Annotated in this window: 11 protein-coding genes, 1 tRNA gene, 1 pseudogene and 2 riboswitches; of the genes and pseudogenes, 2 read left to right on the forward strand and 11 right to left on the reverse strand. The window is 65.7% G+C overall.

Features of this window, described 5'->3' with window-relative positions; all coding sequences use genetic code 11:
- Positions 1 to 51: 51 nt before the first annotated feature.
- Both gcvP and ACILRJ_RS05580 read right to left on the reverse strand, forming a co-directional pair.
- Positions 52 to 2,949 (reverse strand): aminomethyl-transferring glycine dehydrogenase, encoded by a 2,898-nt coding sequence (gcvP, locus tag ACILRJ_RS05575; protein WP_395681223.1) that lies wholly within the window; start codon positions 2,947 to 2,949, stop codon positions 52 to 54.
- A 47-nt stretch (positions 2,950 to 2,996) separates the two neighbouring features.
- Positions 2,997 to 3,103: riboswitch (glycine riboswitch) on the reverse strand.
- A 1-nt stretch (position 3,104) separates the two neighbouring features.
- A riboswitch (glycine riboswitch) is annotated at positions 3,105 to 3,192 on the reverse strand.
- A gap of 128 nt (positions 3,193 to 3,320) precedes the next feature.
- Positions 3,321 to 3,405 (reverse strand) — tRNA-Leu (locus ACILRJ_RS05580).
- Between the two features lie 126 nt (positions 3,406 to 3,531).
- Here ACILRJ_RS05580 and rnr point away from each other — a divergent pair.
- A pseudogene (rnr, locus tag ACILRJ_RS05585) lies at positions 3,532 to 5,913 on the forward strand (ribonuclease R); the annotation flags it as partial.
- Positions 5,914 to 6,112: 199 nt separating this feature from the next.
- Entirely contained in the window at positions 6,113 to 6,874 is a 762-nt protein-coding gene (gene rlmB, locus ACILRJ_RS05590; protein ID WP_395681224.1) for a 23S rRNA (guanosine(2251)-2'-O)-methyltransferase RlmB, read from the forward strand.
- Positions 6,875 to 6,901: 27 nt separating this feature from the next.
- On the opposite strand, the gene phoU is transcribed toward rlmB, so the two are convergent.
- The 9 genes from phoU to ACILRJ_RS05635 all read right to left on the reverse strand — a co-directional run bounded on the left by phoU (position 6,902) and on the right by ACILRJ_RS05635 (position 14,035).
- Positions 6,902 to 7,630 carry a phosphate signaling complex protein PhoU gene (gene phoU, locus ACILRJ_RS05595; protein ID WP_395681226.1) on the reverse strand — a complete coding sequence of 243 codons (729 nt, stop codon included), beginning with the start codon at positions 7,628 to 7,630 and terminating at the stop codon, positions 6,902 to 6,904.
- 36 nt (positions 7,631 to 7,666) lie between these two features.
- Complete coding sequence (gene pstB / locus ACILRJ_RS05600) at positions 7,667 to 8,491, reverse strand: phosphate ABC transporter ATP-binding protein PstB (protein ID WP_395681228.1); 825 nt, start codon at positions 8,489 to 8,491, stop codon at positions 7,667 to 7,669.
- The gene (gene pstA, locus ACILRJ_RS05605; RefSeq protein WP_395681230.1) at positions 8,484 to 9,344 is read right to left on the reverse strand and encodes a phosphate ABC transporter permease PstA; all 861 of its coding nucleotides are present in this window, start codon (positions 9,342 to 9,344) and stop codon (positions 8,484 to 8,486) included. The genes pstB and pstA overlap by 8 nt, the downstream gene beginning before the upstream one ends.
- Positions 9,341 to 10,339, reverse strand: coding sequence for a phosphate ABC transporter permease subunit PstC (gene pstC / locus ACILRJ_RS05610; RefSeq protein WP_395681232.1), 999 nt, complete (start codon positions 10,337 to 10,339; stop codon positions 9,341 to 9,343). Before pstC ends, pstA begins: the two co-directional genes overlap by 4 nt.
- A 121-nt stretch (positions 10,340 to 10,460) precedes the next feature.
- Entirely contained in the window at positions 10,461 to 11,471 is a 1,011-nt protein-coding gene (gene pstS / locus ACILRJ_RS05615) for a phosphate ABC transporter substrate-binding protein PstS (RefSeq protein ID WP_395682044.1), read from the reverse strand.
- A gap of 213 nt (positions 11,472 to 11,684) precedes the next feature.
- Positions 11,685 to 11,969: a hypothetical protein gene (locus tag ACILRJ_RS05620; RefSeq protein ID WP_395681234.1), complete on the reverse strand. Its 285-nt coding sequence runs from the start codon at positions 11,967 to 11,969 to the stop codon at positions 11,685 to 11,687.
- Positions 11,970 to 12,039: 70 nt separating this feature from the next.
- Positions 12,040 to 12,459, reverse strand: coding sequence for a hypothetical protein (locus tag ACILRJ_RS05625; protein WP_395681236.1), 420 nt, complete (start codon positions 12,457 to 12,459; stop codon positions 12,040 to 12,042).
- Between the two features lie 37 nt (positions 12,460 to 12,496).
- Positions 12,497 to 13,147 (reverse strand): ribonuclease T, encoded by a 651-nt coding sequence (gene rnt, locus ACILRJ_RS05630; RefSeq protein WP_395681238.1) that lies wholly within the window; start codon positions 13,145 to 13,147, stop codon positions 12,497 to 12,499.
- A 195-nt stretch (positions 13,148 to 13,342) separates the two neighbouring features.
- Positions 13,343 to 14,035, reverse strand: a complete 693-nt coding sequence (locus ACILRJ_RS05635) for a DoxX family protein (protein ID WP_395681240.1) — start codon at positions 14,033 to 14,035, stop codon at positions 13,343 to 13,345.
- Positions 14,036 to 14,232: the final 197 nt, after the last annotated feature.

The following is a 14,232-nucleotide window of genomic DNA, read 5'->3' on the forward strand; positions in this document are numbered from 1 at the left end:
GCGCGCGGGGCACGCGGACGCCCGAGCAAGGGCATCCGCGGTCAGCCGCCGTCAGGCCTCGGCGTCTTCCTTGTACGCATCCACCGGGATGCAGGCGCACATCACGTTCTTGTCGCCATGCACATTGTCGACGCGTGCGACCGGTGGCCAGTATTTCTGCCGTTTCAGCACGGCAAGCGGGAACACGGCCAGCTCACGCGGATAGGGGTGGGTCCACTCGCTGCCCGCGACCATCGTCGCCGTGTGCGGCGCGTTCTTCAGCGGGTTGTCTTCGCGGTCGAGACGACCGTCCTCGATCGCGCGGATCTCGTCGCGGATCTGGATCATCGCGTCGATGAAACGGTCGAGTTCATGCAGTGATTCGCTTTCGGTCGGCTCGACCATCAGCGTGCCCGCGACCGGGAAGCTCAGCGTCGGCGCGTGGAAACCGAAGTCGATGAGGCGCTTGGCGACGTCTTCGGCGCTGACACCGGTCGCGTCCTTGATCGGGCGCAGGTCGAGGATGCATTCGTGCGCGACGAGTCCGTTGCGTCCTGTGTAGAGCGTTTCATAGTGCGGCGCGAGGCGCTTCGCGATGTAGTTCGCGTTGAGCAACGCGACCTGGGTTGCCTTGCGCAGGCCTTCGGCGCCCATCATCACGACATACATCCAGCTGATCGGCAGGATCGAGGCGGAGCCGAAGGTCGCCGCGCTGACCATGCCGACGTCGCCATTGCCCACGCCTTGCGTGCGCAGGCCGTCGTTTGCCAGCGCCCTCGGCAGGAACGGCGCCAGGTGGGATTTCACGGCGCACGGACCGACGCCGGGGCCGCCGCCGCCATGCGGGATGCAGAACGTCTTGTGCAGGTTGAGGTGCGAGACGTCCGATCCCCACTTGCCGGGCTTGGCGACGCCGACCAGCGCGTTCATGTTCGCGCCGTCGGTGTACACCTGGCCGCCGTGCTGGTGGATGATTTCGCAGATCTCGACGACTTCCTCCTCGAACACGCCGTGCGTGGACGGGTAGGTCATCATGATCGCGGCGAGGCGGTCGCTGTACTTCTCGGCGTTGCGGCGGATGTCCTCGACATCGACGTTGCCGTTGCTGTCGGTCTTGGTGACGACGACGGTCATGCCGCACATCTGCGCCGAAGCCGGGTTGGTGCCGTGTGCGGAATCGGGGATCAGGCAGATATCGCGGTGCGCCTCGCCGCGCGAGCGGTGGTACGCGCGGATCGCCAGAAGGCCGGCATATTCGCCCTGCGCGCCGGAGTTCGGCTGCAGGCTGACCGCGTCGTAGCCGGTGCATTCGACCAGCATCGCCTCCAGACCGTCGATGAGTTCCTTGTAGCCCTGCGCCTGTGTTGCGGGCGCGAGTGGATGGATGCCGCCGAACTCCGGCCACGTGACCGGGATCATCTCGGCCGTTGCGTTGAGCTTCATCGTGCAGGAGCCGAGCGGAATCATCGTGCGATCCATCGCGAGGTCCTTGTCGGCGAGCGCGCGCATGTAACGCAGCAACTCGTGCTCGCTGTGATGCGTGTTGAACACCGGATGCAGGAGGAACCCGGACGTGCGCTTCAGCGTCGAGGGCAACGCATCCGGCGTGGCTGCATCGAGGGCGTCGATGTCGACCGCGGTGGCGCCGAACAGCGCCGCGATGGCGGCAACGTCGGCGCGCGTGGTCGTCTCGTCGAGGCTGATGCCGACGCTGCCGGCATCGATGGCGCGCAGGTTGATGCGCGCCGCGGCGGCTTTTGCATGGATCGCCGCGGCATCTACCTGGGTCACATGCAGCGTGTCGAAGTGGTCGCCCGCGACGTTGACGCCGGCCTTGCGCAGAGCCGCGGCGAGGATCGCGGCTAGGCGATGCACGCGGCGCGCAATGCGGACGAGGCCATCCGGGCCGTGGTAGACCGCGTACATGCTGGCCATCACCGCGAGCAGCACTTGTGCGGTGCAGATGTTCGAAGTCGCCTTCTCGCGCCGGATGTGCTGTTCGCGCGTCTGCAACGTGAGGCGGTAGGCAGGGTTTCCTTCGGCGTCGATCGACACGCCGATCAGGCGGCCCGGCATCGAGCGCTTGTATGCGTCACGACAGGCCATGAACGCTGCGTGCGGCCCCCCGTAACCGAACGGCACGCCAAAGCGCTGCGAATTGCCGACAACGATGTCCGCGCCCCATTCGCCGGGCGCGGCGAGCAGGGTCAGCGCGAGCAGGTCGGTTGCGACCGCGACGAGTCCGCCTCGCGCGTGCACGGCGTCGGCGACCGCCTTGTAGTCGCCTACCTGGCCGAAGGTATCGGGATACTGGAGCAACACGCCGAACGCATCGGTATCGCGCGCCGCGGCGTCGTTGCCGACCACGACGTCGATGCCGAGCGGCTCGGCGCGGGTGCGGATCAGCTCGATCGATTGCGGATGCACGCCGGACGAAACGAAGAACGTGTTCGACTTCGACTTGCAGGAACGCTTGGCGAGCGTCATCGCCTCTGCGCAGGCGGTCGCCTCGTCGAGCAGGGACGCGTTCGCGATCTCCATGCCGGTCAGGTCCGCGCACATCGTCTGGAAGTTGATCAAGGCTTCCATGCGCCCTTGCGAGATCTCCGCCTGGTACGGCGTGTACGCGGTGTACCAGGCCGGGTTCTCGAGGATGTTGCGCAGGATGACGTTCGGCGTGTGGGTGCCGTAGTAGCCCTGGCCGATGAACGACTTGAACACCTGGTTCTTGTCGGCGATCGCGCGGATCTTCGTGATCGCCTCGACTTCGCTGATCGGCGCGGGCAGCGCGAGCGGACTGGCCGACTTGATGCTGCCGGGCACGATCGCATCGGTCATTGCGTCGAGCGAGGCATGGCCGATCGTGCGGAGCATGCGCGCGATCTCGGCGTCGTTAGGCCCGATGTGCCGCTCCAGGAACGAGGCGTGGTGTTCGAGGTGGCGCAGGGAAGACGAGTTGGTCTGGTTCATGGGCAAAGGCGTCCGCTGTGGCGCGTGCGAGGCCGCACGCCGGGCGCCCCTCTGTCCTTTTGCCTGAGAGTTTGGAGACAGGCCTTGCCGGCTCTGCCTCTTGCCCCTTCGGCGCCGGTTCGTGCCGATCTCGGCAGCCGGTCTCTCCAGAGTGTCCGTGCGCGGTGGTACAGGGCCTGAGCGATTACGGGCGTTGCGCCTTCGGCAGCGGTCCCGGGGGACCGCTTCTCCCACCGCGAACCGTGGACCTTGGAAGTATAGCAGTCGCGCCGGTGGCGTTCCGCGATCCCGTCGCATCGTGGCCGTGTTCGCCCGTCCGCGCGCGCAAACGAAAGAAGCCCGCGCAGGGCGGGCTTCGTTCATGCATTCGTTGGTGCCCAGGAGAGGACTCGAACCTCCACGGTTTTACCCGCTAGTACCTGAAACTAGTGCGTCTACCAATTCCGCCACCTGGGCCAACCCGACGGGCAGGGCCTGCCGGGGGCGCGAACGATACTGGCCGCGCCGCGGGCTGTCAACGCATGTTGCTTGCAATCATGGGAGCACTCGGCGACGCTGGCGATCCACGAGAGGGAATTTGATTTGAAAAGGAGAAAGACAACGGGTTCGGGCGATCCGCAGGCACGCAACAAGCGCGGCCCGGGCAAGCGATCCGGCGCTCCGAAATCCACGCCGCAGCGCACAGCCTCGGGCAGCGCCAAGGGCGGCTCCGCATCCGCCGGCACCGCGCGCGACGCCCGCATGCCGGGCAGGAAGGCGCCGCTGCCGACGTTCATGCCGGAGCAGTTGCCGCCGCTGCCGCGTCGGTCGGGGCCGAAGGTGCATGATCCGTATGCCGATCGCGAGGCGAGTCGCTACGAGCGGCCGATCGCCAGTCGCGAAGCGATCCTCGCGCTGCTCGAAAAGCAGGGCGAGTTGATGACGATCGAAACACTCGCCCGCGCGCTGCATCTTTCCGCTCCGCCGGATCTCGACGCGCTCTCGCGCCGGCTGGGCGCGATGTTGCGCGACGGCCAGCTGATCCAGAACCGTCGTGGCGGCTACGGCGTCGCCACCAAGCTCGACCTCATCCGCGGCAGCGTGATCGCGAATGCCGAGGGTTTCGGCTTCCTGCGTCCGGAAGAGGGCGGTGAAGACCTGTACCTGTCGCCGGCCGAGATGCGCAAGGTGCTGCACGGCGACCGCGTGCTCGCGAGCGTGGTCGGTGTCGACCGCCGCGGGCGCAGCCAGGGTGCGATCGTCGAGGTGCTCGAACGTCGGTCGCCGCGTCTGGTCGGTCGGGTCGTCGAGGAGAACGGCCTCGTGCTCGTCGCGCCGGATGATCGCCGTCTGCATCAGGACATCCTGATCACGCCGGGCAAGGAGCGGGGCGCGCGTTCCGGCCAGATCGTGGTGGTCGAAATCACCGACCAGCCGACCAGCCAGCGTGGGCCGATGGGGCGCATCCTCAGTGTGCTCGGCGAACGCCTGACGCCTTCACTGGTGGTCGAGATGGCGATCGCCAGCCACGACCTGCCGCATGAATGGCCCGCCGCGGCCCTGCGCGATGCGGCGCAGGTCGAGCCGGAAGTTTCGGCAGCCGAGATCGCCGGACGCGTCGATCTGCGCAATGTGCCGCTGGTCACCATCGATGGCGAGGATGCGAAGGATTTTGACGACGCGGTATGGGCCGAGCCGAACGAGCACGGTTTCCGCCTGATCGTCGCGATCGCGGACGTCTCGCACTACGTCATTCCCGGCACGCCGCTCGACGCCGAGGCGTACAACCGCTCAACCTCGGTGTATTTCCCGGGCTTCGTTGTGCCGATGCTTCCGGAGACGCTGTCGAACGGCATCTGCTCGCTCAAGCCGAAGGTCGAGCGCCTTTGCATGGCGTGCGAGATGCAGGTCGACCACGAGGGCGAGGTGACGCGCTCGAAGTTCTACACGGCGGTGATGCGTTCGCGTGCACGCCTGACCTACACCCGCGTGTGGCAGGCGATCGGCGAGAAGGATGCCGATGCGCGCGCCGAGCTTGCCGACGTGCTGCCGCAGCTCAAGCATCTGCACCAGTTGTACAAGTTGTTCGCGAAAGCGCGCCAGCGCCGCGGCGCGATCGATTTCGAAAGCCGCGAGGTTTCGTTCCGGCTCGGGGTTGGCGGCGAAGTCGTGCAGCTCGGCTCCTATGAGCGCAACGACGCGCACAAGTTGATCGAGGAGTGCATGATCGCGGCAAACGTCGAGGCCGCGAAGTACCTGCAGAAGCGCCAGATTCCAGCGCCTTATCGCGTGCATGCGCCGCCGCCGGCCTCCAAGTACGACGACCTGCTCGAATTCCTGCGTGAGTTCAAGCTGACCCTGCCGCCGATCGAGCAGGTGACGCCGGGCGATTTCTCCGCCTTGCTGAAGAAGGTGCGCAAGCGCCCGGACGCGAGCCTGATCGAATCGGTGCTGTTGCGGTCGCAGAGCCTCGCGGTCTACCAACCGGAACATCCGGGGCATTTCGGTCTCGGTTTGTCGTCCTACACGCATTTCACTTCGCCGATCCGTCGCTATCCGGACCTGCTCGTGCACCGTGCAATCCGCTACGCACTCGGAGGCGGCAAGCCGTCCGCATACGAGTACAGCCCGAGCAACATGGCGAGCCAGTGCGTGCACTGCTCGCACAACGAGCGACGCGCCGACGAAGCCCAGCGGGATGTCGATGAGCGGTACAAGTGCGCATGGATGGAGAAGCATGTCGGCAGCGAGTTCGCCGGCATCGTCTCCGGCGTCGCATCGTTCGGCCTGTTCGTGGAATTGACGGAATCGAAGATCAGCGGTCTCGTGCACATCACCCAGCTGCCGAACGACTACTACCATTTCGACGCGACGCGGCGCCTGCTCACCGGCGAGCGGCGCGGCCTGAAGTTCCGCCTCGGCGACGAGGTGCGCGTGCAGGTGCTGCGCGCAAGCCTGGAGGATCGCAAGATCGACTTCCGGCTCGTCAGCGGGCGCTAGGCGTCTTGTGTGGGAGCGGCGGAAGCCGCGATGCTTTTTCTTCCGCCCGCCGGACGAAGAGCATCGCGGCTCCCGCCGCTCCCACGCCAAGCCCGACTTGCGAGTCCGGATTCGACGTTCCTCTGGTCGCCCGCAGGGCGGGCTCCTACACTCCCCGACCTCAGTCACAAGCCCCAAGCCGTCAATGAGCAATGAACTCCTTATCGGTATCCACGCGGTCGAAGCCGCGTTGAACCACGACGTCGGCAACCTCGTCGAGCTGTACATCGAAAACGGCACGCAGAATGCGCGCGTGAAGGAACTCGGTGAGCGCGCCCGCGAGCTTGGCGTGAAACCGCATGCGCGCGATCGTGCCGCGCTCGACAAGATGACCGGCGGCGGTCGCCACCAGGGCGTGGTCGCGCGCTACAACGCGCCGGCCGCGCTGCCGGACTCGGCACTGGCCGGCCTGGTCGAGGCCGCGGGGCGCGATGCGCTGGTGCTCGTGCTCGATGGCGTGACCGATCCGCACAACTTCGGTGCGTGCCTGCGCAGTGCCGAGGCGGCCGGCGTGACCGCGGTCGTGGTGCCGAAGGACCGCGCGGTGGGCGTGACGCCAACGGTCAGGCGTGCGTCGGCGGGTGCGGCCGATCGCGTGCCGATCGTCGCGGCGACCAACCTCGCGCGTGCGCTCAAGGCGCTCAAGGATGCCGGCGTGTGGCTGGTCGGCCTTGCCGGCGACACGGAGCAGTCGGTCTATGCGGTCGATCTGGATGGCCCGATCGCCGTGGTCCTCGGCGGCGAAGGCGAGGGCATGCGCCGCCTGACGCGCGAGAACTGCGATTTCGTCGCGAAGATTCCGATGCAGGGCGACATCGAAAGCCTCAATGTTTCGGTCGCGACCGGTATCGTGCTGTTCGAAACCTTGCGCCAGCGCAAGGCGAAACAGGCCAGGCCCTCCCGTTGACGCGGGCCATTCGCGGACGCGCAAGCCTCAGCGCGGATCGTCGAGCGGCAGTACCGTGGTGGCGTCGCCCTTGCGACGCGTCTGGGTGATCTGTGCGCCGTGCACGAGGAAGTACACGCTCTCGGCGATGTTGGTCGCGTGGTCGCCGATGCGCTCTAGGTTCTTCGCCATGAACAGCAGGTGCGTGCACGGCGTGATGTTGCGCGGGTCTTCCATCATGTAGGTCAACAGCTCGCGGAACAGGCCGGTGTACTGCTCATCGAGTTCCTCGTCGCGCGCCCACGCCTCGAGGGCCTTGTCAGCGTCGCTCTCGCGATAGGCGACGAGGACGTCCTCGACCAGTCCCTGCGCGATGCGTGCGAGACGCGGCAACGCGCTGGCGAGTTGCACCGGGGCGGACTGATTCAGGATCAGCGAGCGCTTGGCGACATTGGCCGCGTAGTCGCCGATGCGTTCGATGTCGGCAGCGATGCGCAACGCGGCGAGGATGTCGCGCAGGTCGCGAGCCATCGGTTGGCGCAGCGCGAGCAGGCGCACGACGTCGTGGCTGATCTCGTGTTCGAGTGCGTCGATGGTCGCGTCGTTGTGCACGATCTTCATCGCGACGTGGCTGTCACGCGCCATCACGGCGTCGATCGCCGCGTCCAGTTGGTCGAGCGCGAGCCGACCCATGCGCTGCAACTCGCCGGTTAGGCGCTTTAGCTCGTCGTCGTAGCTCTTGACGATATGGTCGTGCGATTGCGTGGGGGCGTTCATGGAGAACCTGTGAGCGATGGGCGGTGGGACGCGCTGTCAGCCGAAGCGGCCGGTGATGTAGTCCTCGGTCTGCTTTTTCGCAGGCTTGGTGAACAGCAGTTCGGTGTCGCCGAACTCGACCAATTCGCCGAGATACATGAATGCGGTGAAGTCGGAGCAGCGCGCGGCCTGCTGCATGTTGTGTGTGACGATCGCGATCGTGAAGTGCTCCTTTAGTTCGGAGATCAGTTGCTCGATCTTGCCCGTCGCGATCGGATCCAGCGCCGAAGTCGGCTCGTCGAGCAGCAACACCTCGGGACGCAGCGCGATCGCGCGCGCGATGCAAAGTCTCTGCTGCTGGCCGCCGGAGAGACCGAGCGCGCTCTGCTTGAGCTTGTCCTTGACCTCGCCCCACAGCGCGCCCTGGGTCAGCGCCTGCTCTACGCGCACGTCCATCTCGCTCTTCGACAGCTTCTCGTGGTGGCGGATGCCGTAGGCGATGTTGTCGTAGATCGACATCGGGAACGGCACCGGCTTCTGGAACACCATGCCGACCTTCGAGCGCAGCCGGTTCAGGGGGAACTTCGGATCGAGGACGTTCTCGCCATCGAGCAGCACTTCGCCCTTCGCCACGAGCTTCGGGTAGATCGAGTAGATCCGGTTGAACACGCGCAGCAACGTCGACTTGCCGCAACCGGATGGCCCGATCAGTGCCGTCACGCGCTTCTCGGCGATGTCGAAGTTGACATCCTTCAACGCGCGGAAGCCGTCGTAGTAAAACTCGAGGTTGCGCGCAGCCATCTTGGGGCGCACCGCCTGCACGGATGCGACGGCGCCGGCCGGCGCGGCCGTGGACGATACGGCGAAGTGGGCGTCAGTCATGGGAGACCTTGTTGCGCAGCAGGATCGCGCGGGAGAGGATGCTGAGGAGCAGGACGAACACGGTGACCACGAACGCGCCCGCCCAGGCGAGCGCCTGCCAAGATTCGTACGGGCTCATCGCGTACTGGAAGATCACCACCGGCATGCTCGCCATCGGCGCGCTCATGTCGTGGCTCCAGTACTGGTTGTTGAGCGCGGTGAAGAGCAGGGGAGCGGTTTCGCCGCTGATGCGTGCGAGCGCGAGCAGGATCCCGGTGACGATGCCGGGCAGGGCGGAGCGGTACAGCACCTGCAACGTCACCTTCCACTGCGGGATGCCGAGCGAAAGGGCGGCTTCGCGCATCGTGCTCGGGACCAGTTGCAGCATTTCATCGGTGGTGCGCACGACCACCGGAATCACGATCAGCGCCAGCGCGATCGCGCCGGCCCAGCCGGAGAAGTGGCCGAGCGGCCGCACGACCAGGGTGTAGACGAACAGGCCAAGCACGATCGACGGCGCCGACAGCAGGATGTCGTTGAGGAACCGGACCGTTTCTCCGAGCGCCTTCTTCTTCGCGAACTCGGCCAGCCAGGTGCCGGCGGCGACACCGATCGGCGTGCCGATGAGGATCGCCGCAATGCTCATCACGAGACTGCCGAACAAGGCATTCGCGAGACCGCCTTCTGCACCCGGCGGCGGCGTCATCTGGGTGAACAGGCCGGGCTTCATCGCGGCGATGCCGTGGCGCAGCGTGGTCCACAGGATCCACACCAGCCAGAACAGGCCGAATGCCGCGCACAGGCCCGACACGATCAGGTTGAAGCCGTTGACGAGACGGCGCTTGCGATAGAGGCGATCGGCGACGGCACTCATTTCGTGCCCTCCTGTCGCGACAGCCGGCGCAGCATGAGCTTCGCGGCGGCAAGCACGACGAAGGTGACGATGAACAGCAGGAACCCGAGGGCGATCAGCGACGAGCGGTAGATTTCGGAATCGGCTTCGGTGAATTCGTTGGCGATCGTCGCCGCGATCGAGTTGCCAGGTTCGAGCAATGACGCGGACAATCGATGTGCATTGCCGAGCACGAACGTAACCGCCATCGTCTCGCCGAGCGCACGCCCGAGGCCGAGGAAGACGCCGCCGATCACCGCCGAGCGTGTGTACGGCAGCACGATGTCCCACACGACTTCCCAGGTGGTCGAGCCCAGCGCGTAGGCGGACTCCTTCAGGCGCGTCGGCACGGTCAGGAATACCTCGCGCATGACCGACGAGATGAACGGGATCACCATGATCGCGAGCACGATGCCCGCGGTCAGCATGCCGATGCCGAGCGGCGGTCCGGTGAACAGCGCGCCGATCAACGGCCAGTGGCCGAGGTGGTCGTTGAGCCACGGCGTCACGTATTCGCCCATGATCGGCACGAACACGAACAGGCCCCACATGCCGTAGATGATCGAAGGAATGCCGGCGAGCAGCTCGATCGCCGCGGACACCGGTCCGCGCAACCAGCTCGGCGCGACCTCGGTCAGGAACAGCGCGATACCGAAGCTGACCGGCACCGCGATCAGCATCGCGATGAGTGCCGTGACGATCGTGCCGTAGATCGGCACGAGCGCCCCGAACTGGTGGTTGACCGCATCCCATTCGGTCGAGAACAGAAAGCCCAAGCCGAACGTGCTGAACGCTTCGCGACCACCCCACAGCATCGACAACGCGGTGCCGACAAGCGCCGCGAGCACGAGCATGCCCGCGGCGGCCACGATCCAGCGGAAGATGGCGTCGGCGCGTGCATCACGCACATCGCGCCGACCCGCGTCGACGAATGCGCCGTTCGTTGCAGCGGTGATTGCGTTGCTGTTGGCGGCCATGGCGTCGTCGTCGCGGTTCGGATAGGCGCAGTCGCAAGTCGCAGAGAGGGATGGTGCCCGCGGTGACGTGGGCCGCGGAACACCATCCCCATCCGCACCTGCCTTGCTGAACGTCAAACTTTCAGAGCTTGACCTGTGCCTGCCAGTACGATTCGATCTGCTCGGTCAGCGCCTTCGGCAGCGGCACGTAGTCGAGTTCCTCGGCCTGGCTCGCGCCGTTCTCGTACGCCCACTTGAAGAAATCGAGCGCGGCCTTGGTGCCGGCGCTGTTCTTCGGCTGCTTGTAGACGAGGATGAAGTTCGTCGCGGTGATCGGCCAGGAGTTCTCGCCCGGCGCGTTGGTGATCACGAGGAAGAAGTCCTGCGCGTTCTTCCAGTCGGCACTCGCGGCGGCGGCCTGGAAGCTGGTCAGGCTCGGCTGCACGAACTGGCCGGCGGCGTTCTGCACCGAGGCGTAGGTCATCTTGTTCTGCAGCGCGTAGGCGAGTTCGACGTAGCCGATCGAACCCTTGATCTGCTTGACGTAGGCGGCAACGCCTTCGTTGCCCTTGCCGCCGACGCCGACCGGCCATGACACCGCCGTGCCTTCACCGACCTTCGACTTCCATTCCGGCGAAACCTTGGACAGGTAGTTGACGAAGTTGAATGTGGTGCCCGAGCCGTCCGAGCGATGCACGATCGTGATCGCCCCATCGGAGAGCTTGAGGTCCGGATTGATCTGCGTGATCGCCGGGTCGTTCCACTTGGTGACCTTGCCCTGGTAGATGTCGGCGAGCAGCGGGCCGGTGAAACGGATCTTGCCGGCGTCGACGCCATCGATGTTGACGACCGGCACGACGCCGCCGATCACCGACGGGAACTGGGCGAGACCGGCATCGTCGAGTTCCTTCGGCGAAAGCGGCTTGTCCGACGAACCGAACACGACCGTGCCGGCCTTGATCTGCGCGATGCCGCCGCCGGAACCGATTGACTGGTAGTTGATCTTGTTGCCGGTGGCGTTGTTGTAGCTGTCCGACCACTTGGACAGGATCGGATAGATGAAAGTCGCACCGGCACCGGTGATGTCGGCGGCCTGCGCGGACGCGGCGCCGATGACGGTCGCCAGACCGGCCGCGATGAAGCGGTACTTGATCGAGTTGGACACGCGGGACTCCTCACATGGAAAGGCGGACCGGCTTTCGCCGATGCCGCGCTTTGTAGGCCCGCGCAGTTGCAGAACGATGAGAGTTTTGTGACAGAAAGGTTTCACGGCGTCTTCCCGGATCCCGGGGATCGCCATAAATCAAGGGAAATCAAACGACTGGGTGGCGGCTTTGGGCTACGCGAATGTGACCGAAACTTGCAATCAGTCGCTCCCGATCGTGTCGGGTCCCTCGCCGGCGACCTTTTCGTAGCGGCCCTTCTGCGTGCGTCGGTACTTCGTGAAGCCGTGCCTGGCGACATGGTCGTCACGCAGGACATGTGCCTGGCCGCTGACCACTGCCGCTGCATGCACTACGCGCCGCACCGGCTGGCCGCATGCGGTGCAGTGGGTCAGGACCGGGTCCGCGACGCGTTCCAGGCGTTCGAAACCGTAGCAGCACAGCGCGCAGCCAGGGGGATCGAGCGGGATGTATTCCTGGATAGGCATGGTGGAAAGATGCGCGCGACGAGTCGCTGTATCAAGCGAGACCGGGAATCCAACTTCCCGGCGCGCCCGCTCAGCTCTTCTTGACGGTCAACTCGTAGGCGGCGGAGGCGCCCTTGATCGCCGCGCCATTGGTGAGGAACAGGCGAATGGTGTAGGTGCCGTCTACGCGCGCCTTGACTTCGAGCTTGCTCCTGCCTTCGCCTTCCCTGTGAGGCGCGCCCGGCGGGAACACGTTGAAGAACGTGGTCTCCTTCTTGTCCTTGACTTCGACGAGGAGCGTTTGTCCGGCGGCGAGGTCGACGGTGTACTCGCGCACGATGTCGGCCGGGCCCTTCAGCTTGCCTTTGGTCGACGCGTGGTCGGATCCCTTGGCGAACGTGATTGCCTGCGGCGCCGGCGCGGCACTCGCCAATGCCGGCAATCCGGCGAGGGCAGTTGCCAGCAGCAGGGCGATGGCGCGCACGGCGCGTGGCTGCTTGAATGGGTTCACGCAATCCTCCAATCAAAAAACAGATGCAATGCGGACATCACGCGGGCATCGCCAGCGGGCGATTGCTCGTTTCCAGATGCCGCCAACGGTTGACGATATCGCAGAACAGTTCGGCCGTGCGCTCGGTGTCGTACACGGCCGAATGCGCCTCGCGGGGGTCCCATGCTCGTCCCGAGGCCTCAACCGCACGACTCAGCACGGTCTGGCCATAGGCGAGGCCGGCCAGCGAGACGGTGTCGAAGCAGCTGAACGGATGGAACGGACTGCGCTTGTGCTCGGTGCGGCGGATTGCGGCGTTGAGGAAGCCGAGATCGAACGCCGCGTTGTGCCCGACCAGCACCGCGCGCTGGCAATCGCTCTCGCGCATCGCGGCACGGATCGGTCGGAAGACCAGGTCGAGCGCTTCCTTCTCCGGCAGCGCGCCACGCAGCGGATGAGTCGGGTCGATGCCGGTGATCTCAAGCGATTTGGGATCCAGTTCGGAACCCGCGAACGGCTCGACGTGGGTCGACACGACCGGATCGGCGTGGACGATGCCGGAGTCGTCCATGCGCACGGTGGAGATCGCGATCTCGAGCAGCGCATGGCGTTCGCAATCGAAACCGCCGGTCTCGACGTCGACGATCACGGGAAGGAAGCCACGAAAGCGCTGCGCCATGCGCATCGCGGTGGAAGAACTGCTGGTCATCCCGCGAGCATAGCAAGCCGCGCCGAACCGTGCCGCAGTGCCGACCTGTCTCGGTAGGCTTGCATCCGGTCGCGTCGAGTACAGCGAGTGTCGGCAACCACGGATTTCTTGCCTTTCGTGTTGAGCGCGGCGAAGCGGAGTCGAAACACCCAACGCGACCTTTCGACTCCGGGCCCCGCGCGCCTGCGCCCAGGGTCAACGGACCGGGTGTTGGGCCGCGCGGCGCGCGTTCGTGGCACGCCAACCGAACCACGCCAGCACGACGCCGAGCACGAGCAGGGTGGCGCCGAATTTCGGCAGCAGCATCAGGAACGGAATGCCGACGACTGCGCAGGCGAGCGACCACGCGAGCGGATCGTCGATCGCGGGTCGCGTGTCGCGCGTGCGAAGCACACGCGACAACCAATGGTCGAGACTGAACTTGCCGGCACCATTGAAGATCAACGGCAGCAACATCACCGCGAACAGCAGCGGCAGCTTGAAATTCCCGTGTCCCATGTCCTTGATCGCGTAGCCCTTGGCAAGATCGCTCCACATCGACCACATATCCGGCCAATGCACCGCTGCGGTCGCGACGAAGGTCACGAACAGCAACGAGAACGCGGCAATGCGCGTGCCGAGGCCGAACCAGATCAGCAGCGCACCGATGATTTCGGTCCACGTCGACAGCGTCCAGCTGAAGCCTGCCGGAAGCTGGTCGAACGGGAATGGAAAACGTTGCTGGATATCGGCGAACCAGTTTTCGCCGTGCAACTTCTCCAGCCCCGACTCCCAGAACTCCCAGCCCATGATCAGGCGAAGCACGAGCGGCGGCAGCGTTTCGCCGGCGCCGCGCAGGCGTGCCGTGACGAGGTTCCAGTTGGCGGACAGCGAGGCGATGGCGCTCATCAGAGGCTCCGGTGGTCGGTGGCGATCGGGCGATGGCGCCAATGACCGGCGGCACGGAGGATTGCTTGCAAGAACCCCCGACGTGCCAGGCGATGCCGTGGCGACCGTGAACATTGCTGAATCCTCCCTGCGCGTGTGCGCGCCGCGGTCGGCGAACCGCTTGCGAGGCTCGCCACGGGCAGAGTAGTGTCGCCCTC

Source organism: Dokdonella sp., from assembly GCF_044227025.1.
In the GTDB taxonomy this organism is placed as follows: domain Bacteria; phylum Pseudomonadota; class Gammaproteobacteria; order Xanthomonadales; family Rhodanobacteraceae; genus Dokdonella_A.